Source organism: Spirosoma validum, from assembly GCF_014699035.1.
Taxonomy (GTDB): Bacteria; Bacteroidota; Bacteroidia; order Cytophagales; family Spirosomataceae; genus Spirosoma; species Spirosoma validum.
The window spans coordinates 118,559-140,387 of record NZ_JACXAA010000005.1 but is presented as its reverse complement, the minus strand read 5'-3'; the positions used below and the strand labels follow the sequence as shown (position 1 = coordinate 140,387).

16 protein-coding genes are annotated in these 21,829 nt (G+C 47.6%); 10 read left to right on the top strand and 6 right to left on the bottom strand.

Annotation, left to right across the window (positions count from 1 at the left end; genetic code table 11):
- Genes IC230_RS15095 through IC230_RS15080 form a run of 4 tightly spaced genes read left to right on the top strand, consistent with a single transcriptional unit; the run spans window position 1 to window position 7,099 of the window.
- Entirely contained in the window at window positions 1-1,197 is a 1,197-nt protein-coding gene (locus IC230_RS15095) for a beta-alanine-activating enzyme beta-propeller domain-containing protein (RefSeq protein WP_191039874.1), read from the top strand.
- A gap of 18 nt (window positions 1,198-1,215) precedes the next feature.
- Window positions 1,216-2,424, top strand: coding sequence for a DUF4249 domain-containing protein (locus IC230_RS15090; RefSeq protein WP_191039873.1), 1,209 nt, complete (start codon window positions 1,216-1,218; stop codon window positions 2,422-2,424).
- Between the two features lie 48 nt (window positions 2,425-2,472).
- Window positions 2,473-3,669: a DUF4249 domain-containing protein gene (locus tag IC230_RS15085; protein ID WP_191039872.1), complete on the top strand. Its 1,197-nt coding sequence runs from the start codon at window positions 2,473-2,475 to the stop codon at window positions 3,667-3,669.
- Window positions 3,670-3,721: 52 nt separating this feature from the next.
- A complete protein-coding gene (locus tag IC230_RS15080; RefSeq protein WP_191039871.1) occupies window positions 3,722-7,099 on the top strand; it encodes a carboxypeptidase-like regulatory domain-containing protein in 3,378 nt (1,125 codons plus the stop codon).
- A 245-nt stretch (window positions 7,100-7,344) separates the two neighbouring features.
- On the opposite strand, the gene IC230_RS15075 is transcribed toward IC230_RS15080, so the two are convergent.
- The 3 genes from IC230_RS15075 to miaE all read right to left on the bottom strand — a co-directional run bounded on the left by IC230_RS15075 (window position 7,345) and on the right by miaE (window position 11,647).
- Window positions 7,345-10,476, bottom strand: a complete 3,132-nt coding sequence (locus IC230_RS15075; RefSeq protein WP_191039870.1) for a PD-(D/E)XK nuclease family protein — start codon at window positions 10,474-10,476, stop codon at window positions 7,345-7,347.
- 197 nt (window positions 10,477-10,673) lie between these two features.
- Window positions 10,674-10,994, bottom strand: a complete 321-nt coding sequence (locus tag IC230_RS15070; RefSeq protein WP_191039869.1) for a hypothetical protein — start codon at window positions 10,992-10,994, stop codon at window positions 10,674-10,676.
- Window positions 10,995-11,050: 56 nt separating this feature from the next.
- The gene (gene miaE / locus IC230_RS15065; RefSeq protein WP_191039868.1) at window positions 11,051-11,647 is read right to left on the bottom strand and encodes a tRNA-(ms[2]io[6]A)-hydroxylase; all 597 of its coding nucleotides are present in this window, start codon (window positions 11,645-11,647) and stop codon (window positions 11,051-11,053) included.
- Between the two features lie 113 nt (window positions 11,648-11,760).
- On the opposite strand from miaE, the gene msrA reads away from it, so the two are divergent.
- The 4 genes from msrA (at window position 11,761) to IC230_RS15045 (ending at window position 15,476) form a co-directional block, all read left to right on the top strand.
- Entirely contained in the window at window positions 11,761-12,420 is a 660-nt protein-coding gene (gene msrA, locus IC230_RS15060) for a peptide-methionine (S)-S-oxide reductase MsrA (RefSeq protein WP_191039867.1), read from the top strand.
- Between the two features lie 115 nt (window positions 12,421-12,535).
- Window positions 12,536-13,249 (top strand): hypothetical protein, encoded by a 714-nt coding sequence (locus IC230_RS15055; protein ID WP_191039866.1) that lies wholly within the window; start codon window positions 12,536-12,538, stop codon window positions 13,247-13,249.
- Between the two features lie 77 nt (window positions 13,250-13,326).
- Window positions 13,327-14,340: a hypothetical protein gene (locus IC230_RS15050; protein WP_191039865.1), complete on the top strand. Its 1,014-nt coding sequence runs from the start codon at window positions 13,327-13,329 to the stop codon at window positions 14,338-14,340.
- Between the two features lie 86 nt (window positions 14,341-14,426).
- Complete coding sequence (locus IC230_RS15045; RefSeq protein ID WP_191039864.1) at window positions 14,427-15,476, top strand: acetate and sugar kinases/Hsc70/actin family protein; 1,050 nt, start codon at window positions 14,427-14,429, stop codon at window positions 15,474-15,476.
- Between the two features lie 115 nt (window positions 15,477-15,591).
- Here the strand turns inward: IC230_RS15045 and IC230_RS15040 are convergent, their stop codons facing one another.
- Window positions 15,592-18,036: an outer membrane beta-barrel family protein gene (locus IC230_RS15040; protein WP_191039863.1), complete on the bottom strand. Its 2,445-nt coding sequence runs from the start codon at window positions 18,034-18,036 to the stop codon at window positions 15,592-15,594.
- A 239-nt stretch (window positions 18,037-18,275) separates the two neighbouring features.
- On the opposite strand from IC230_RS15040, the gene IC230_RS34645 reads away from it, so the two are divergent.
- Together IC230_RS34645 and IC230_RS15030 are read left to right on the top strand one after the other, a co-directional pair.
- Window positions 18,276-19,307: a sensor histidine kinase gene (locus IC230_RS34645; protein WP_191039862.1), complete on the top strand. Its 1,032-nt coding sequence runs from the start codon at window positions 18,276-18,278 to the stop codon at window positions 19,305-19,307.
- A 1-nt stretch (window position 19,308) separates the two neighbouring features.
- On the top strand, window positions 19,309-20,019 hold the full coding sequence (locus IC230_RS15030; RefSeq protein ID WP_191039861.1) for a LytR/AlgR family response regulator transcription factor: 711 nt from the start codon (window positions 19,309-19,311) through the stop codon (window positions 20,017-20,019).
- Between the two features lie 305 nt (window positions 20,020-20,324).
- On the opposite strand, the gene IC230_RS15025 is transcribed toward IC230_RS15030, so the two are convergent.
- On the bottom strand, window positions 20,325-21,335 hold the full coding sequence (locus IC230_RS15025; protein ID WP_191039860.1) for an EamA family transporter: 1,011 nt from the start codon (window positions 21,333-21,335) through the stop codon (window positions 20,325-20,327).
- A gap of 58 nt (window positions 21,336-21,393) precedes the next feature.
- On the bottom strand, window positions 21,394-21,819 hold the full coding sequence (locus tag IC230_RS15020; RefSeq protein WP_191039859.1) for a hypothetical protein: 426 nt from the start codon (window positions 21,817-21,819) through the stop codon (window positions 21,394-21,396).
- Between the last annotated feature and the right edge of the window lie 10 nt (window positions 21,820-21,829).

Below are 21,829 nucleotides of genomic sequence, written 5' to 3'. Positions count from 1 at the left end.
ATGGAAAGCTATTATAATTGGTTATGGCTACGTATATGTCTGGTCGGTATCTCCAGCGTTTGGATTGGCCTGCTGGTCATTATGTTATCGGGCTGTGATCGATCCTCTGTGACGGATACGACCCCAATTACTACCATTCCCACTGCGGGTACGGTCACTACGCCCCCATCCGTTACTGTTACCACACCTGTTGTCTACGCAGCAAGTTTCGACAACAATCTTTACGCACTTGATACGGCTACAGGGACCAAACGCTGGGCGTTCCGAGCCGATACGTCCATTCAGTCCAGCCCCCTTGTTGCTTATGGAATGGTCTACGTAGGAAGTAGTGATTACAATCTCTACGCCATTGATGCAACGACAGGCACCAAACGCTGGGCTTTTAAGACTGGAGGAGTCGTTTACTCCAGCCCGGTGATCAACAATGGCGTTATCTATGTAGGAAGTCAAGACGGTAAACTTTATGCCCTTGATGCAACGACGGGTGGACTTCTTTGGCTTTTCAGTTCCTCGTTCGGCCTTTATTCCAGTCCGGCGGTTTCCAATGACATGGTTTATATTGGTGGGCAGGACAATCAGGTTTATGGATTAGATGCGGCTACTGGTCGTCTGCGCTGGCGTTTTAAAACCCAGTATTTTGTTTTATCCAGTCCTGTCGTTGCCAATGGCGTGCTGTACATAGGCAGTCAGGATGCCAATCTCTACGCGATCGATGCCCTGACGGGCAAGCTGAAGTGGTTATTCAAAGCCGGTAGCGCTATTGATTCAAGCCCTGTTGTGGCGAATGGGATCGTTTATGTGGGAAGCGCCGACACCCGATTGTATGCCATCGACGCAACATCGGGGCAGCAACGCTGGGCGTTTAAAACAAACGGGGTTGTGTATGGAAGCCCTGTTGTGGCGAATGGGGTCGTTTATGTGGGAAGCCGGGATCATACGCTCTACGCCGTTGATGCGGCCACGGGGCAACAACGCTGGGGATTTCGGACGAATTATGATATTTATTCAACCCCGATGGTCGCGAATGGAACAGTCTATATTGGTAGTAACGACAACAATCTTTACGCAATTAATGCCGCTACAGGCCGGCAACGCTGGAGTTTTCAGACGGGGGGCGTTATAGTGGCCAGTCCTGTTGTGGCTCAGCGAAGTGTTATAACGGGCATTTACCCAACCGTTAGTGGAGGCCGTAAATAAATAACCCTGATGAACGTAATGCACAAATTCTTTTTTTCGCGATCCATTCGCTGGTGTGTTCTTCTCGGCATACTGATTGGTTGCCAACAGTGTATTGACGCCTATGATCCAAGCCTTTCTCTAAACGCAAATTTAGTTGTCGTCAGTAGTATCATAACCGATCTCAATGAAACACAAACGGTTAGTCTGAGTCGTTCCCGTTCCTCTGCCGATAGTGCGAATGTAAGCACACCGATTCAGCGCGCCAGCGTATCAATCGTTGTCAATGGAACAACACCGATTTCCCTGCTGGAAACCCAGCCCGGCGTCTATAGCTGTCCCGCTGATTTTCGGGGGAAAACAGGCAATACGTATCAACTTCGTTTCCAGACGCAGGAAGGTGTCAGCTATGAGTCATCCGTTGAAACAATGGCCTCCGTCCCAGCCATTCTAAAAACGTATGATCAGTTCAATCCACAAGGTCCAAAGAAAACCGCCAATGGAACAAACGTACCGGCGAACGATATCTACGTAGACTTTCAGGACCCCGTCGGCGAACGTAATTTCTACCTCTGGCGCTGGCGTCTTTACGAGCAGCAGGTATGGTGTGCTACGTGCCAGCAGGGGCGCTACGTTGTTGTTGATGTGGGGCCCGTCGGAAGCGGCCCGCTCGATGTGTTGGGTTGTGTTCGGGATACAACCTTGAGTTCAACCTTACTGCTTGATTATCCTTGCCGTGGTCTCTGCTGGGATATCTTCTACAATACCGATGTTACGATTTTCTCGGATGTTTATACGAACGGGCAGACGCAGATCGGTCATAAAATAGCCAGCATTCCGATTTACCAGCGCGATCCAGCCTTGATTGTTGTTGAGCAGCTGGCTTTATCAGCCAATGCTTATCGATACTATAAATTATTCGCCGATCAGGTTCAGAATACGGGTACATTAGCGGATTCACCCCCGGCGCCTATCTCAGGGAATGTAAAGAATACCGCCAATAGTTCGGAGAACGTAGTGGGGTACTTTTCAGCCGCATCCGTGGCCGCCAGTAGTCATAAAATTAATCGGCAGGACGTAACAACGGGTATTTTTCAGGGACTCTTTTACGCTATTAATGGTCGAACGCCAAGGCTGGAGTCCTCATTACCCGGTAATCCCAGTCCATTTGGTACCAGTTCTGCTTCGTCTGTCTGTGTTCCAGGTCGTACCCGAACCGATCAATTGCCGCCAGGATGGAATCAGTAAGCATGACGAATCTGACGTTTATTTGATGCTTATCCACTATCAATATACATGGAACGACATCTTCACTATAGGATTTTACTGCTGTTTGTAGTGGGTCTCTATGCCTGCGTAGATACCTATGACGCCCACCTACAACTTAACTCTAACCTGATGGTTATGAATGGGATTATTACCGATTTAGCTGAACCACAGACCATTACTATTAGTCGGAGTCGACCCAACGCGGACTCCAGTGCCACCACGCCCGTTACGAAAGCTTCTGTTAACCTGATCGTTAATGGGACCACAACAATTCCACTGAGTGAGACACAATCGGGGACCTACCAGCTTCCTGGAGATTTTAAAGGCCAGATTGGTAACACGTATCAGCTTCGCTTCCAGACATCTGATGGGATCACCTACGAATCGTCCGTCGAAACAATGGTGGCAGTTCCACCCATTAGCAGGGCATACGATCAGCTTAGCACGAAGTCAGCCACGCTCGCTGTTGACATCGGCGACACCACTGTTCCGGCAAGTGAGGTATACATTGACTACCAGGACCCACCAGGGCAGGCTAATTTTTACCTGTGGCGATGGCGCGAATATGAACCCCAGGACTGGTGTGCCAGTTGTCTGCATGGTCGTTACGTCGTACAGGATGTTGGCCCGGTTGGCAATGGAGAAATTAAGGTGCTGGGCTGTGTAAACGACACGGCCATGAGGAGTTATTCGTTGTATGATTATGTTTGCCGAACTCAATGCTGGGATATTCTTTATAGTACATCGATCAATGTGTTTTCTGACGTCTATACCAATGGTAAACCTCAGTTTGGTCATAAAATAGCCTTTTTGCCTATCTACCAGCGCAATCCGGCCCTTATTGTGATTGAGCAACTGTCTTTATCGGCTAACGCTTATCGGTATTATAAACTGTTTGCCGAACAGACCCAGAATACGGGTACGCTGGCCGACTCGCCCCCCGCTCCTATTTCGGGAAATATCAAAAATCTGGCCAACCCCCAGGAGAATGTAGTGGGCTATTTTTCGGCAGCCTCGGTAGCCACTTATCGGCATAAAATCACCCGGGATAATCTGCCATTCAATAAATTTATTGGCCTGTTTCGGGGACTATCTCACCGACGCCCCAGACCGGAGTCAAAAGATGAGCGCATCAACCGAGGTGGCATTTTTGGTTATACAGTGCCCTCAGCTATCTGTATTCCCAGCCGGACGCGTACAGATATACCGCCAGAGGGTTTATAACCGGCTCTGGCCGAGTCCTTTTCTAAATACGCGATTTCTAATTCATGAACTGATGAACCGATTTCTATTCTTCATTTTTCTGGGTCTGCTAAGTTATCGGATAGCTTTTGGGCAGGCAGTTAGCCAACTATATGCAGGAAAAGCCCCCGGCTCTGAAAACTGGACATGGAATGAAGTTGTGCTCACAGATAGCTTAACAAAAGAGCGTATTATTTATGACGTAACTACGCCCACACTAACAGCTTTTCTACCATCTCCAGACGTAGCTCTTGGTACAGCAATTGTCATCTGCCCAGGTGGAGGCTGGAATACGCTTTTACTTGATAAGGAAGGAATTGACATAGCCAAACAACTTCGTGACAAAGGCATAGCTGCTTTTGTACTAACATATAGGCTGGTCCATAGCGCCGGATCATCTTTGACGGATCGCCGGGCAGAAGTTAGTCAAACTGATCTAGCAATCAGTTTACCCATGGCCATTGCTGATGGTAGAAAAGCCATAGAATACGTTCGACAACGAGCATCCGTGTTGGGAATTCAGCAGGATCGGATCGGCTTAATGGGCTTATCAACGGGCGGGGCGCTTGCCCTGGCAGTTGGCCAGAGTTATACCGAAGCCAGCCGGCCCGATTTTCTGGTTTCAATTTATCCATATCCTGGCGCTGTAGTTACAAAAAATGTACCCGCTGACGCTCCGCCTTTGTTTATTTATTCAGCTAAAGATAGCTCACTTCAATCGGCAGCTCAGTTTGCTCAGTTATACACCAATTGGCTAGCGGCTGGTAAGTCTGTCGAATTCCACCTATACGCAAATAAACGAAACGACTTCCCAGTACAACAAGGGTTTCCTGCCGACGGATGGATGGAGCAATTAAAGAATTGGATGAACGCTCAGGGCTACCTGACTAAGCAATCTGTTAGCCTACCAAGCTTATCCGTCCGAAAAGACAGTGCTGTTACAGTTGTTCAACGTACTGACTCACCACAGATCGGTGAAACCAAGCCAGCACAAAATGAAGTTACCCGTAAATCGTTACCACCCGCCCAGCCTAAAGAAGAGCGAATCAGCATTCGAAAAACCCCACTCACAAATTCAGGGCTCTTGCTTCACCTGAGTGGTGTAGTTCGCGATTCTGCCACAGGTCGTCCATTAGCAGGCGTCGCCATTGTAATTGATTACCGCAAAAATATTACAGGCACCAATACAAATGAGCAGGGACATTACGCTATTGACCTCCCCACCGGCGACCACATTTTAATTGCTCGCTTAGTTGGTTATACGCCAGTCAGAAAAGCCTTTCGCCTGACTGACGATCTAACGGTAAATATTAAAATGGTTACTGTCGAAAGCCAGTTAGAAGAAGTTGTTGTAACAACCAAAGGATTCGATCAAACAGTACGTCAACCATTGCTGGGCGTCAACCAGTTAAATGTGAATGCATTAAAAAAATTACCGGCCGCACTTGGTGAAGTGGATTTACTACGTGGTTTACAGATGCTTCCGGGCGTGTCGAGCGTAGGTGAGGCCAGTAATGGTGTCAACATTCGCGGAGGTACTACTGACCAGAATTTAATTCTGCTGGACGATACGCCGATCTTTAATCCAACGCATATGTTCGGTCTCTTTTCGGTGTTTCTGCCCGATGTGCTCAATACGGTCGACCTTTACAAAGGCAACGTACCAGCGCGGTTCGGAGGCCGGGCCGCGTCCGTACTGGACGTAACGCTACGTAATCCGAACCTCGACAAGTTCAGTCTATCGGGGGGCGTCAGCGTCGTTTCCAACAAACTCACGGCCGACATTCCCATTGTAAAAGGGAAGTTCGGTATTGTAGTTGCCGGACGTGGGGCTTTTAATGATTTTCTCCTGCCGATTGTTTCAGACCGGCTGGCTAATATCAAAGCCAAATTTGGCGACGCCGTGCTGAAGGCGTTCTGGCGCATCGACAACCGGAATACGCTGACGGCGACGGGTTATTTCAGCAAAGACTTATTTCAGACCGATCTGTTAGCGAATCTACCAAACGTGAATGGCGTAAGCACGCGGTACGATCATCAAACAGTCAATGTCATGGCCCGCTGGTTCCGAACCCTGTCGTCCCGGGTTAATCTGCAAACCACAGGCGTGTATGTTCACTACGTTCCGCGCATTCTGTCACCGGAATTAAGTGGGAACCTAGTCACGTTACGTTCGTCGGTACTACAACGGCAGATCAAGTCAAATCTAAACTTTCAGCTGACGAATCAGAAACTGGAGATTGGCATTAGTGGAACCCACTATCGCATCGAGCCCGGATCCCTGCTCCCTGGCCAGAGCGACAGTGTTAATCCCGTAACAACGCCTACTGAAAATGCCCTCGAACTGGCCCTCCACGGCGATTATGAACGGAGCCTGGGCGATAAGCTGGCCGTTTCAGTTGGACTACGGTATTCGCAGTTTCTGTCGTTAGGGCCAGCGCTGATCAGGCGCTATGCTTCCGGCGAAACCCGCGATGATTTCTCGGTAATTGACTCTACCCGCTACGGAAACGGTCAGATTATTCAGCAGTATGGCGGCCCTGAACCCCGACTGGGCATTCGTTATACACTTGGCCAAAATTCGTCGCTTAAGTTTGGGTATAACCTCATGCGGCAGTATTTACAGGTCGTTACAAACACAACAACGCCACTGCCCACTTCGCGCTGGAAAACGTCCGATATCAACATAAAGCCGCAGGTCAGTCAGTTAGTAACAGCGGGCTATTTTCTAAATTTTAAAGATAATATCTACGAGCTAACCGTTGAAGGCTATTGGCGATTAACAGAACATATCATTGATTACCGACCCGGTGCTGATTTTCTGCTACAGCCCTACCCCGAAACACAATTATTGCAGGGACGTAGTAAAGCGTACGGCATCGAAACGATGATTTCGAAAAAGAAAGGCGAACTGACCGGCTGGATTAATTACACCTATGCCCGAACCCTTAATCAGGTTTACGAGGGCTCAACTATTGAGCAAAGCGTAAATAATGGTGCATGGTACCGGGCAAATTATGATCGTCCACACACGGTTAACGCCAATATGACCATTGACGTCGATCGCCATAACAGTTTTGGCTTCACATTTGCTTACAGCACTGGGCGTCCCTATTCGGCTCCAACGGGTTACGTAACTATCGACGGCGCTCAATATCCTTACTATGGTGTACGAAATAACGAACGCCTACCCGACTACCATCGATTCGATTTTACCTGGAACATTTACAATCCGGGCATGCGTAACCGACGGTGGGAAGGCCGGTGGGCTTTCACGATTTACAATCTCTACGGGCAAAAAAACGCGTACTCTATCTTTTTTAAGACTGAAAACGGTAAGACGAATGCGTATAAGCTACAGATTTTCGCAGCGCCCATCGTGTCATTAGCCTATAACTTCATTTTCAAATAATCCGTCTATCAAATTATTTGGCCTTTGGCGATTAATATTTAGCAAAAAAGTTGTATTAATTCTTTTTATTTACCAATTTTGACTCACTTGTTACTCAGGCAGAGAAACATCTATCATTGCTTTTTTCAATTCAGGTTGTATTCAAACAGGAAAGGCTGGTCGCGCTACGACCAGCCTTTTTTATTTGAAAGGGCAGAGGGTAAATTAACTTTCCCTCTGCCCTTACCTCCATACCCTCTGCCACATTACCGCCCACAAATTCCTTTAAAATCGCAGTATTGGCAGATTTCTATCTGTTCTGTCTTCTTAAAGGGTACATCTGGATCAAGAATTTGACGTATTAACTGGCGTAATAATTCTTCTGAATTGGCGATGTATTGCTCTGGATCGTCGTCGTCACCGAAGCGTACAGGGTTGGTTTTGAAGCCCCCCGAAATATCACGAAACGAATAAAAGCCTGCTTCTACCGGAAGTCCTTTCGCTGGGAAAATATCCTGCTTGGCTTTATCACGAGGGAGGCCGCCGTAATCACGAATGTTTTTAATGGTCAGGTATCGGTAAAGCCACAGTTGCCGCATCTTGTCTTCCCGACCGTCTCTCAGTAGCTTTTCCGGTAAATCTTTAGGCGTTTTATCCGACAGATCGACCTTACCGGTCTTATAATCGACGATACGTATTTGATCGCCAAATTTTTCGATACGATCAATCTTCCCGGCAATACGTACGTGAATCGTTTTATTTCCGTCTAATGGTACGTCTAGTGTAGTTTCAAGCGTTTGTTCAGAGCCGATCACGGTCAATCCAACGAGCGCATTTTGCTGTTGCTGAAAGTCAAGCATCAGTTTTTGAGCCAGTTCATAGAGCAGCAGGTTCATACCCGATTCAATGACCCGCCCCTTCATTGATTTGGCAAATTCTTCTTCCAGTAAGTTTTTGATAATGGTTTCATCAATCGGTGCGTTTTTTAACCGATAATCGACATCCAGGCGCTCCATTACTTTGTGTAACCAGCTCCCGAACTCAGCCGCGCCCATTTTTTCCTCAATATCCTCTTCTTCGCTGATGTTGACAATCCGGCTGAAATAAAACCGCATGGAGCAACTGACAAACTGGTTCAGATACGATGGATACAACCCCCGAGTGGTTAGCAGGGTAATCAGTTTGCTACGTATCTCCTGAGTTTTTGGCACCGTTAAGCCAGTCAGGTCAGCAAATTTGTCAGTTCTGGACTGACCAAATCGCACGGTTGGATAACTTATTCGGATGAGTCCTTTAGCGCGCGGTACTAGTTCATGCTCAATTTGGCGAACGAATCGACTCGGCTCACCTTTGCTGTTACCATACGCATCTGTCGACGTAGTGTGCAGCAACACAATGTCGCTGGCGCGTTGCAACAGTCGGTAGAAGTGGTAAGCCATTACAGCTTCCTGATCGCGATACGTTGGTAGGTTTAGTTCTGAAGCTATATCAAAGGGAATCAGGGAGTTCAATTTTCTCGACTGCGGCAAAACACCTTCATTAACCGACAGAATAATAACGCGATCAAAGTCTAATGCCCGCGTTTCAAGCATCCCCATAATCTGTAACTGACTCTTTCCTTCACTCGTAAACGGAATACTCGTCTGCCGAATCAGCTCGTACAAAAACTGCCGAAAACTACGTACCGTAACGTTGGCATGGTGCGTGGTGCGTGGTGCCTGGGGGTCGTCCGCAAATAGCTCATTCGTCTGGCTTACTCCCTGCGCTCTTCCATCCCTGCTCGGTGTCCCTTGCTCCGTGCTTTCCTGCCGCTCTAACGTTGCTTCGAGTTGCCGGAGTAGCGTATAGAACAGATAGAGATACTCGATCTCAATGGCATCCTGACTGGTTCGGTACACATCACGTAGCAAGTCAATCAGGTCGTAGAATGTACGAATGGCCTTCATGGGAGATTCATCGGGCCAGCGCGAAAACAACACCCGAACCAGTGGATCATTCTGCCCTAGTTCCTGGATTTCCAGCTCAGTCAGATAAACACGCTGCTCCTGCACGATTACTTTGGCAATCCACTGAAATAGCGGTTCCGGCGGCAAAATCTCGCCTGATGGCAGCATCTCTCCGGGCCATTGTAATTCCCGAATACGCTCGTACTGTTTTACGAACGGGTGATTGAGAACCTTCGCTACGTGCCGATGGTGGAACTTCGGAATCTTCAGATCGCGGCCATCCTTTGTCCGAAATTCGTGAACGGTTCGCTGCATCTCAAACAACGTATCAACCAGCGTAAACAGCAACGACGACCGTAACGATAAACCCATCGTTACGTTCAAATCTGTTACGTTCTCATCAAGTGCGTAGAGCACAGGTACGAGTAGCGTTTCGTCGGCGAGAACGATAGCCGTTTTTGGGCGTGGGGATGATGGTTGCGAGAACAGGGATAGTTGGCCTCGTTCTTCTTTCCTATTCACTTCCTGCCCCCTACCCGCTTCCCGCTGCCATTCACTATAAATCTTTCCGGCTACCTTCGCCTGCATACTGGCGTTCGGCACGCCCACAACGCGGATATTTTTTTCAGTGCCCAGCAGATTATTAGACATCTGCGCCAGGTCTTCATGATTTTGTTTCGAGAAAAACCAGCCGTTATCCCGGTATCGGCGTAGGAACTCACCAGCCTCCTGTCGCCAGTCGTTGATGTAATACTGGTCGGCATCCCAAATCAATTCTGCTTTCTGCGCATCAACCAATACCCGAATAATTTGCTCTTCGGCGCGGCTAAGGGCATTGAATCCCACAAAATAGACACGTTCATAGGCCAGATTATCCCGAATGAGGGATTCAACATTTTGGGCCAGCAGTCGGTACGCCATACCCCGATACGCTAGTCCCTGCTCAGTCAGGCGTTGATGCAGGGCATCATACGTTGTATGCAGATTCTCGAACAGTTTGAAATAACGCAAGGTACCGGCTGTCTCAGTAATCGGTTTGGCCGATGAGGGCCTATCGACCTGCCAGCGCTCGAGCGCTTTAGCGGCTGTCAGGTAGCTAAACAGTTCACTCGTATTCACCAGATACTGATCAATACGATCAAAATCAGTCAGTAGCACCGACGCCCAGCCGATGAACTGCTCGAACTCAACCAGCGGATCAATTTCCCGGAAAACATCGTAAAGCTCGAACAGCAAACTAACGGAGTCAATCAATTGTACACCAGCGGCCTGCGTTATAAAGTCGTCAACCGCCATCGTGTGCGGAGCCAGGAAAGGTCGATCAGAGAGGGCAGCCAGTTCGTCCAGAAAAACGGATACGGCCCGGCGCGTCGGCAAAATTACCCAAACGTCGCTCAGGCTAGGACCGTGAGCCTCGAAAATACGTTGGGCCGTTTGTTGAAGAAAAGTCATTAAACACTTAATCAGTCGGACTGTTGTTCAGCCGATCAGTAAAGTTAACCTTCTCCTCAGTCAATCCGGGCTAAACGATTGGATAAATTCGTCAATCTAATTCGGATAGGTTTCATTGGATTCGCTACGTTGCCGAGCTAATTCGCCAAGAACAAGCCATTGCGCACGGTAAAAAGACGTAGCAAAGCTGGAGTAACTTAAAGGGACTCACGTTCGTCCCGCATAGCCTGGTATTTACCTTTTACATAAGGAGCATATTCATTGTATGCTTTTTCAATGACAGCACTTCTGTTCTCTCCATTATATATCCGCTGTATTTCAGCTTGTAATTCTGAAATGCGTTGGCAATGATATTTATAATCAGTGTTGGCTTGAACCTCCTGGCTATTTTCACCCAAACCGGCATTTCTGTAAGCATCTGTTATATGATGTAGTGCCCGCATTTGAAATGAAATCATCTTACCAATAATTTCAATCACAATATCATCTTCTATCCAGGGAAGCAACTGCATTTCCATACTATATTTTGTGTAGTACCCTAACTCAAATGTAACGAAAAGAGTCACCCCGACGATCAGTGCATCCGGTCGCCACGAACGTCCAGACTGGCCATAATGTCGGCTTCGATGGCCAGAAACTCCTTCCACCGGGCCCGAACACGCTCAGGGGGCAAATACGCTTCGGCGAGTTCGATAAACGTGCGATAATGACCTGCTTCTGAAATCATTAGCTCATGGTAGAATTTCCGCAGGCTTTCGTCGGCGAGATGTTCGGAGAGGAGCTTGAAGCGTTCGCAGCTTCGGGCTTCGATCAGGGCGTTTATCAGCAGGTTGTCCAGCATCTGCCCCTGATGATCGCCACTTGTCCGGCGAATCCGGGTGCGAAGCTGATTCACGTATTCGTCCTTCCGCTGACGACCCAGTGGGATATTACGTTTGCGGAGTTCTTTTAGCACCCGTTGAAAATGGCCCCACTCTTCGGCCACGATGGGAGTTAATACTTCCACCAGTTTTACTTTATCGGTATACATGACAATGAGCGAGATGCACGACGATGCTGCTTTCTGTTCACACCACGCATGGTCGATCAGAATCGCACCGATGTTCATTTCAGCAATATTGACCCATCGTGGATCGGTCGGTAGTTCGAGGCCTAACGTAGTAAGCGACATAGTATGGAGTCGTAAGGCAATAGTCGAAGGCAAAGTTAGCCATATACTTGCTCATTGGCTGTTTTATAACCTCTCGGTCCGATTTTGTGTTATCTGAACGTAGCGGTCACCCTATGAAATTAATTGCTTACATTTTCTTCTCATGTCTTTCCATCGGGTTGTTGATGCGTTGCAACCAGCAGCCATCCGATAAACCGACTGCTACTACTATTGATATCAATCCCGCAAAACTGCCCGTGCTACGTTCCGGCGAGGCCGTGGCCACAGTAGCGGGCGGTTGTTTCTGGGCTGTACAGGAAGAAATGAAATCATTAAAAGGCGTTCGGGAAGCGGTTTCGGGGTATGCGGGCGGTGATCTGGAATTTCCAACGTATGAACAGGTCGGAACAGACCAGACGGGTCATGCTGAAACGGTACAGATCTATTATGACCCGAAGGTCATTTCGTACGACGTACTGATGGACGCTTTTTTTTCCGGTCACGATGCAACGCAGCTTAACCGGCAGGGACCCGATGTTGGAAAGCATTATCGCTCAGCTATTTTTTATCGGACACCCGACGAAAAAGCGCGCGCTGAAGCAGCTCTAAAACGTAATCAAACTGAGCACAAAGCGCCTGTTGTTACGCAGCTTGTCCCGTTCAGCGCTTTCTATCCAGCCGAGATGTATCATCAGGATTATTATCGCCACAATCCTTACAATATGTATATCCACCTGGTTTCGGAGCCCAAAGTGGACAAATTTCGGGATCGGATGGAGGGTAAGCTGAAATAGTTCGGCACGTCCTGCGACATTTTGTCAAGTCCCGTAACCGTTCGGCTTAAACGCATATTGTGGGATCGGCCAGAACCTCGTAACATTGCTTAGTCTTTCAAAATGACTGACAACTATGCCAGAAACAGACAAATCGCTTGGTCGCAAAATCCTGAGTTTCTTCGTGAAAGACGAAGACCCTTCGGCAACTGTCTCTACGGGTACGCCCCCGGCAACACCGGTTTCTACGCCCCGTCCGGCTGCTAATCCGTCCGACGCGAACGTATCTGCTCCGTCTTCAACTCCACAACCCGTGGCATCGTCGGGGGCAGTCGATCAAAAGTTTGCCGAACATTTCGCGAACGTACTGGCTCAGAATAATCCGCCCGGTCCCGATTACTTTGAGTTTAGGGAAACGCTACGTAGTTTGACGAATCTGGGACTGCCCGAAGACAAACAGTTTCAGGCGGCCTGGGCCAGCTTTAAAGCACTAGGTGGTCCGGGTGACGTAGCGACGCTGACCAATACCGCAAATGGGTATCTTGCCGCGCTGAACAAAGACCGCGATGCCTTCGGAAAAAGTGTTGAAGCCGCTTTGGCTGAACGAGTTGGCGGTTTGCAGACCGAGCAGAAACGCCTGCAGACTGAAAACGATTCGCTGGCAAACCAGTTGGTTGAGATACAAAAGCAGATCGACGCCAATAAAAACCGACTTGCGGCCATTACGGGCGACATCAACGAACAAAGCACGAAGATCACGCAGAATCGACAAAATTACGATACTACGTTCGCGCACTTTACCGACCAGATCAAGGGCGATCTCGCTAAAATGGCACAGTACCTGAAATGATGGACAAAGGCTGATTTAGACTTATCGACCAGCATTACCAAATCATAAATTGACTTCCAAAATCTTAAACTAAACAAATGGCAACTCCTGATTTTTCTCAACTTGGCAGTGGTTCAGAACCTGAGAAGCGTTCGTTCTGGAGCCGCCCCGAAGGTGTTCTGGGCATGGTTGTGCTGGCCGGTGTAGCTGGCTTTGGCTTAGTCTACTTCAACCGAATCGTTGAATTCCTGATTCGTGCTACGTCGAATATTCTCGAACTAGCGTTGTTGCTGGGCGCGTTAGGCGTTCTGATCTTCCTGTTCACGAGTAAAGATGTTCGCACCGCCGTATTCTTCCTGTTCAAATCGCTGATGCGGAGCATTACCGGAACGGTGATTCAGCTGAACCCGATCGCGATCATGAAAATCTACATTCAGGATTTGAAAGAGAAGCGCGAAAAAATGCAGGGGCAGATCAATATTCTGGCTGGACAGTTGGTGAAACTGAACAAAAAAATCAATGAGAACAACGAATCCATCAAGCAAAAATTCGCGGAAGCCAATAAAGCCAATTCACTGAGCGATAAGCCCGGTATGCGCGAAACGGCTCAGTTGGCGACCATTGAGGGCGCGGGCTTACAGGAAATGAACGAAAAGCTACTGCCGCTTCAACGAAACATGAAAAACGTACTGGCTTTCATGGAAAAAGTAAATCAGAGCGCCGACTACATCATCAAGGAAACTGAAATTAAAGTTCGGCTGAAAGAAACGGAATATCAGATTGTTAAAGACAGCTCGAACGCCCTCAAAACGGCGGTCAGCATCTTCAAAGGTGATCCTGACAAGAAGTTTTACTTCGATCAGTCGATGGAATATATCCAGGATGACATGAGTATGAAACTCGGTGAAATGAAACGGGCTATGGATCTCTCGATGGACTTTATCAACGGTGTCGATATCCAGAACGGAATCCTGTCCGATAAAGGTGAAGCGTTACTTGACGCCTATAATAAAGGTGAGTTCAAAATGGTACAGTTAGATGCACCGGCTCAACCTGTCAATCTCGGTCCTGCTCCGGCGAAAGACGCCGGGTATAAGAATTTGCTCGATTAAATTTTTAAAGAGCGAAAGAGCGTAAAGCTGACTCAAGCTCTTTTCTTTACTCTTTCGCTCATTCACTCTTTCACTCTTTAAACACTATGCAACGTTTAACCGTGGCCGGTCGGCTGCTCATCACGGCCCTGGTGCTGGCCGCTATCTTCTTCGCTTTCCGCTACTTCGGTGGCAACGAAGCGTTACGTAAACTCCAGCCGAAAGACAAAGAATACTCGGAGTCGCAAACGTTACCCCGCGCGGACGACAAAACCGCTGAAGCCGCCGTAGAAGAATCCAGTGCATCGGATGGCGGTACTACGTCGAATGAAGCAACGAGCAATGGACCTCAGAAACCATTCACGTATACGGCACCTGAACCCCAAAACGGGAAGCTTAAGGGCGTCGTGGAAATGGGAGCCAGTGGATTTAATTCGTTCATCGTTCGGATTGACGATCAGAAACGCTGGAAACTCGAAAAAGCTGAATTTGGCAACAGCCTTGTTATGGAAAACATGGCCAGTGACGACGACATCCGGTCGGGTCTGAAAAGCTACATTGGCAAAATGCTCGACTTTGGCGTGGGTGGTCGTGATATTCAGTTTGTGGTTAGCTCCGGGGCAGTAAAAGCCGAGGGTACGCTGAAGATTATAAAAGCGCTGAAATCGCTGAACTACGTAGTGAATACCGTTACGCCCGAACAGGAAGGTTCATTGGGTTTGCGGTCCGTTCTTCCTGCTGATTTCTACGACAATTCATTTGTGGTTGATATTGGGTCAGGAAACACCAAAATTTCGTGGAAAGAAGGCGGCTCCACGAAAGCACTGGAAACCTACGGCGCCAAGTATTTCCAGAATAACACCAGCGATGAGACCGTTGCCACTGAGGTGAAAGCGAAAGCCAAACAAGTGCCTTCCGATCATCGCAATACGTGCTTTATTATCGGTGGTGTTCCGTTCGAATTGGCTAAATCAGTTCGAAAAGGTAAAGAACGGTATACAGTTCTTGATGCGCCATCGGCTTACAAACTTGAAAATGCCAAGTCGAAAGCCGGTCTGAACATCTACAAAGCCATCGCCGAAGCAACCGGCTGTAATCAGTTCGTTTTCGACTGGGATGCGAACTTCACAATTGGCTATTTGCTGACGTTGAAATAAGAGGAGAATAGGAAGGAGGGGGACGAAAGGGAGAATGGTTTCGATCATTTATATCCCCTTCGTCCCCCTCCTCCTTTTTCCCCCACGCCTACCCGGTTTGACGTTGTCCTTTTTCTCAATCAACTCTCCCCTTCTCGGCATCGGCGGCATTATCGGTATGTGTGCGTTTACGCGCGAAGGTCTCTTTTCCAAAGCGATACGTGAATGCTAAACCAATCCTTTGCGTATCGGATTCATTGGTGCGAACCGATTCGGCTTGTTTCAGGCTTACGAATCTGTCGTTTGTTTGCCAGGAATGAAAAATATCCTCAAACGTGAGTCGGATGCTGGCTTTATCCTGAAAAACTTTCTTTTGTACAGCAGCGGCAACCCGGTAGCGCGGGTTTGTTATTCGTTGTCCGGCCAGATCTTTGGTAGCATAGAAGCCATTCAACTCGCCATTCCAGCCCTTGTTGAATTTGAATTGGTTAAGTAGGTTCACTCGCGCGTGGTATATACCCGGATTCAACGCTTCGGAGTAGACCGTTCCGTTGAGCGCCATACGTGCAGCCGTTACGTTGGCATTAACCGTCCACCATTTCGCGGGCGAGAACGATACGTTACTCACTAAGGCCAGAATGTATCCACGGGCAACGTTATCGGGGCGGGTAATAAAAACATCGTCTCTAGCCTCGGTCATCTGGAAAATCACGTCCGTAAATCGATTGTATTGAATGCCGATCCCTACGTACTGCTTGTGCTGATATTTCAACTCATACTGATAATGATACTGGGGTCTGAGGTATGGATTTCCGGTCGTAAAGGAATACTGATCCTGATAGAACAAAAAGGGATTCAGCAGTTGATAGTTGGGTCTGTTAATTCGACGGGCAATACTGGCAGTCAGGGTATTGCTACCGGTGCTATCTAATTTGTAACTGACAAACACCGTGGGAAACAGACTCGTATAGGTTCTATTGAATGACGTTTCTGCTACGTCCGAATTGCCCAACTGACGTCCGTTTATCTGCGTATTTTCTACTTGAAAACCACCTTGCGCGGCTAGTCGCTTCCATTCTTTCCGCGTGTTGATATAAGCTGCATGAATACTTTCCCGGTATAGAAAATGATTGGACCTGCCGTAATCGGGCGTTTGACTCAATCCCGTCTGCGTAAAATACTGCGAGTCATTATCATTCGACACGACGCTCGATTTAAAACCAGCGTCAAACTTTGCTTTATTGCCGAGTGGGTGTGAATAATCCGCTTTGGCCGTATAAATCGTTATATCGGAAGGCAGCCTGTACAGAAACTGATGCCTATTAAAGAGTGTGCCATCAGGCAGGTTTACTCTATTTTGCAGCGCCTGCTCACCCCTGGAAGTGTAGTTGAGGTAATTCAAATCAGCCGTTAGTTCACGACTCGTATTCCCGAACTTATGCTGAATGTTAACATTCACGCCTGTATTCAGCCACTGATACTGACCATCCGTATAACCAGTTCCTACGGAATCGACTACGTAGCGTTCGTTAAAACGCCTGCTAATGTAATCGAGCCGATCCTGGCGGGGTCGACTTTGGATGTTTATAACAAACCCATAAACCGTATTTGGCGAAGCCGCGAAATCCATGCCTAGCCTGCCCATTACGCCATGACTGGTATACTGGTAATGATTTTGCAACTGCACGGATGAAACCAGGGATGAATTGGCATCATAAAACCTGCGGTCCGAAAAATCATCTGAATAATTGCCATCCTTGTTATACCCCAGGCTCCCGAACAGGTTTATCTTTTTGTGATTGTAGTTCACGTTAACCACATCGTTGCTCCGGCTCGTTACGCCCTGGCTGTAACTCGCCGTTACGTTTCCGGTAAACCCCTGAATCGTCGTACGTTTTAGCCGGATATTGATGATCGAGCTGCCAGCCGCATCGTATTTGGCGGGCGGATTGGTCATTAATTCAAGTTTATCCAACGAGCCACCCGGCAACGATTTCAAGTAAGCCGCCAAATCCGGCCCCGACATGTACGTTTGCCGCCCGTCGATCAGGACCAGTACGCCCGCTTTACCGTTCAAACTGATCTCGCCCTCCGTACTGACACTGACGCCGGGCGTTTTTTCCAGCACTTCCAGCGTATTACTGCCCTCACTACCAATCATCGCGTCTACGTTTACGATGGTTTTGTTAATATCCTGCTCGATCAACGGCTTTTTGGCTACAACCGTGACTTCGTTCAGCGTCGTTTTTGACGGTTTTACAATGAATACGGGCAATATCAACACGGTATGCTGGTCATCAATTGTTATCGTTCCGCTTCGGTAATCGGCGTTTCCAACACTCGTTACGTAGAGACGGTACATATCATTTCTGAGATTTTTAAAGTCAAATGTCCCGGTACTGTTTGTTAGTTCGCCCCGAACCAGCGTTGAGTCGACTGCTCTGAACAAACGAACCGTAGCGCCGGGCAACGGTTCGTTCCGTGCGTCTTTGACCAATCCAGTAATGCTCTTCGCCGACTCCTGAGCGAAGGTTGAGGGTGTGGCAAGAATCAGGAGAATAAATAAGAAAACAGGGCGCATGGCATGTCGATTAAGAGTCCGAATCAATACTTCTGAGCAAATATTGATGGGGTGGATGGGCCCTTAAAGGAATTGTGCCATACCGGTTAATCTGCCTGACAGAATGAGGGTTCGGCGTGTCGAACGCGTTCGTAAGCGTTCAGCGGGATTTTGTCATCCCTTTCTAACTGTTCATCCTGAAAGTTTATCGGTGTAGATTTGACTGCTCAGTTTTGTGAATCACAATCAAAACAGTGCTCGTGAAAAAACAACAAAACGCACCCTCCGAACTAGCTGGCCCCAGAAAGTATATTCTTATTTGCCTGCTTGCTGCGCTTCCAATCTATATTCTTTCGGTTACGTATACGAAAACCGTGACAACAAAAGATGATGAAGAAGCAGCCCTGATAGCAACGGTTCTCTGCCTGGGGGGCATTTACATCGGTCGGTATTTTTCTCAGGTCTGGCAGTCGAAACCTATCCCGAGCTGGCTTATAGCGCTGCTGTCAATCATTAATGTGTCGGCTTTAGTCTGGCTTTTCGTGCATGCTGAATTTCCGTTACGTGATCGAGTCTATCTGAACCTGCTTCTGTTTGAATTACCCGTTTTTATTCTGAGTGTAACGACAGGTATGCTGATTAAACTGAGTCGGTTATCCGTACAAAATCAATTGCAGGAAGCAAAAGCACTGACCGAGCAAAGTCAAAGCGAATTGCATCTGCTTCAATCACAATTAAGCCCCCATTTTCTGTTCAATACGTTGAATAATCTGTACGGACTATCGATTTCTCAACCCGAAAAAACGCCCGCGCTTTTGCTGAAGCTTTCCGATTTGTTACGCTATTCGGTGTATGAGGCAAAAGAATTGTTTGTTCCGTTAAAAGACGAGTTGGCGTATATCGATAATTATATTGAATTCGAGACGATACGTATCGGTAATAAACTGGGGTTAACAACGTCGATTGAAAACGTAATCAATACTGATGTTAAGATTGCACCGATGCTGTTAATTGTTTTTATTGAAAATGCCTTCAAGCATTCGAAGAATACAACCGATCACAAAATAGCCATTGACATTACGTTGAAACTCTGGGGAAATTCAATTCTGTTTTCCGTAAAAAACTCGTACACAACACTCGAAGATAAACGTAACACGCTGGAAAAAAGCAGCGGCCTGGGTCTGGCAAATGTTCAGAAGCGGCTTGATTTACTATATCCAAACGCGTATGATCTGGCGATTCAGGATGCGGATGGGTTTTACAGTGTACAATTACAGCTCCGAATAAAGTGATATGCGAAACGTTACGTGCCTGATTGTCGATGATGAACCCATTGCCCGGGAAATTATCCAAACGTATTGCAGGCATTTACCGGTATTGACGGTCGTTGCTTCCTGCGATAATGCGTTGGACGCGAAAACAGCACTACAAAAACAGCCCGTTGATATTCTTTTTTTAGACATTAATATGCCTGTGCTGAACGGTATTGCGTTTTTGAAAACACTCAAAAATCAGCCACAGGTTATTTTCACAACCGCCTACAAAGAATACGCGTTAGATGCTTTTGATTTATCGGCCTGTGATTATTTATTAAAACCGTTTTCGCTGGAACGCTTCATCGTCGCCGTAGACAAAGCGCTGGAACGATTACAGCCCGTTCCAGCGCCAACTCAACCAAATACCGACGCTAAATCAGACGCGTATACCTTCGTGAAAGCCGATGGAAAAATCTATAAAATCTTACATGAAGATTTGTTTTTCGCAGAGGCAAATGGCAACTATACAAAAATCCATACGACTCACGGTAGATTAATGCCCAGCATTACGTTTTCGGGATTTGCCGATTTGCTACCTAAAGCCCTTTTCTTACGCGTACACCGTTCGTTTATCGTCAATAAATCAAAAATCACCCACATTGAAGGGAATCGGATTTTTATCGACAAACAGGAAATTCCAATCGGCAGTAATTATCGCGACGATTTTTTAAAAGAATTGGGGCTTTAGATTTTACAGTTATCCCGTTTAAAAACCCCTAAATCCCCTGAAGGGCAGGGCTGTTAAGTTCTGATTTTTAACCCTGAAAGGGTGTAATCTTTGTAGAGAAAGTAACCGCCAATAGAGCTAGAACCCCGTAGGGGTGACATCATTTCACCCCTACGGGGTTTTGGTAGGGGTTACCCTGCTTATTTCTACAATGATTTCATCCCTACGGGATTAGCACTTAGAACCCCTAAATCCACTGAAGGGGACTTTGTCTACGAATAAACAAAGTCCCCTTCAGTGGATTTAGGGGTTTTAATACGTATCGGCTAAACAGCGGCCCGCGCTTTACTAAACAGTCTCTTTTCTGGCTTAGCCACTGGATTCTCATCCTCTTGTGGCTCCGGCGCTTTTTCGCCACGGTATTTTGAGAGATTGATGAGCAACACACTTCCCAATATAACAACCAGTCCGGTGATCTGTAAAGCCGAAATGTGTTCATGGGCAAATAGAATTCCAAGCAGTACCGCAATGACGGGATTTACATACGCATACGTACTAACCTGCGTGGCCGGACGTACCTGAAGCAGCCAGACATAAGCGCTGTAAGCTAGTATTGACCCAAACAAAATAAGGTAAGCCAGCGCCAGCCACGCCTGAACCGAAATTTGTGCCCATTGAATTTTGTCAAATTCATGATTGAGCAAACTGCCCGGCAAAAATACCAGACTGGCGATAATCATTTGCCAAGCTACGTTGGCCGTGGGCGACCCTTCGGACGGGTGGTGTTTTGAATACAGCGAACCTGACGACCAGGCCATTGCGCCCACAATTAACAACAACATGCCTACAATTTTTGACCGGTCGGCATTGTCTGCCAGCATACTGCTTAACTGCTCGCCAAACAGGAGAACCACACCAATAAAACCAATGGCCAGTCCGGCCAGCGTCGATTTGCTTTTAAAGTTGACCCCCCAATTGGGCTTATCGAGCAGCACAAACCAGATCGGCGCCGACGATACTAAGATGGCCACCAGCGCACTGGGCAGCGTTTGTTCAGCCCAGATCACTACGCCGTTCCCTACGACCAATAGCAAGATGCCTACTACGGCCGACGTGATGATACTGCTTTTATTGAAGATAGACTCGCCTTTTAAGAGGGCCCAGACCAGCATGAGCATACCCGCTGCAAAAAAACGCATGGCACCCAATAGCATTGGCGGAAAGTCCTGAATGGCCATCTGTATAAAGAAATACGTAGAGCCCCATACAATATAAACTACAGCAAACGCACTGATAACCAGTATCGGTGAAGCCGCTTTTTTGTTGATCTGGTCCATAAGATTTTTGTTTTTCAGGTGTAATCGGGTAATCGCTGGTAAAGGTAGCCAAACACAGTTATAGGCTGGTTGGTAAACTGTATGTAATGTATCGTTGGGATTCAATAGCCGGAATGGTTACTACCTCTACCCGACGAACAATGGTCTGTTGGCCATCGCTGATTTCCACCTGGTAAACGCCTGGTTTACACTCGTCAAACTTTAGCTTCTGATGGTAAACGGTCGGCGATTTTTTCAGATATCGTGTCAGTAATATCTCTTTATTTGCGTCTCTAATGGTAATCGTAGCGCCCTGTGGCTGATGGACAGCCAGCATCAGATTCATCGTCCAGTTATTCCCCATATACGTACCTACTTCAAACGAGCGTGTGTTCGCCTGCAAGTCGGTGGATTCAGGAGTGGTAGATTGCGCGTTCACGGCCGGAGCTGACAGCAGCAGTCCCATGAGCAATACGTTCATTACTTGGTGTGCTAGTGTTTTCATAGTATGTGTT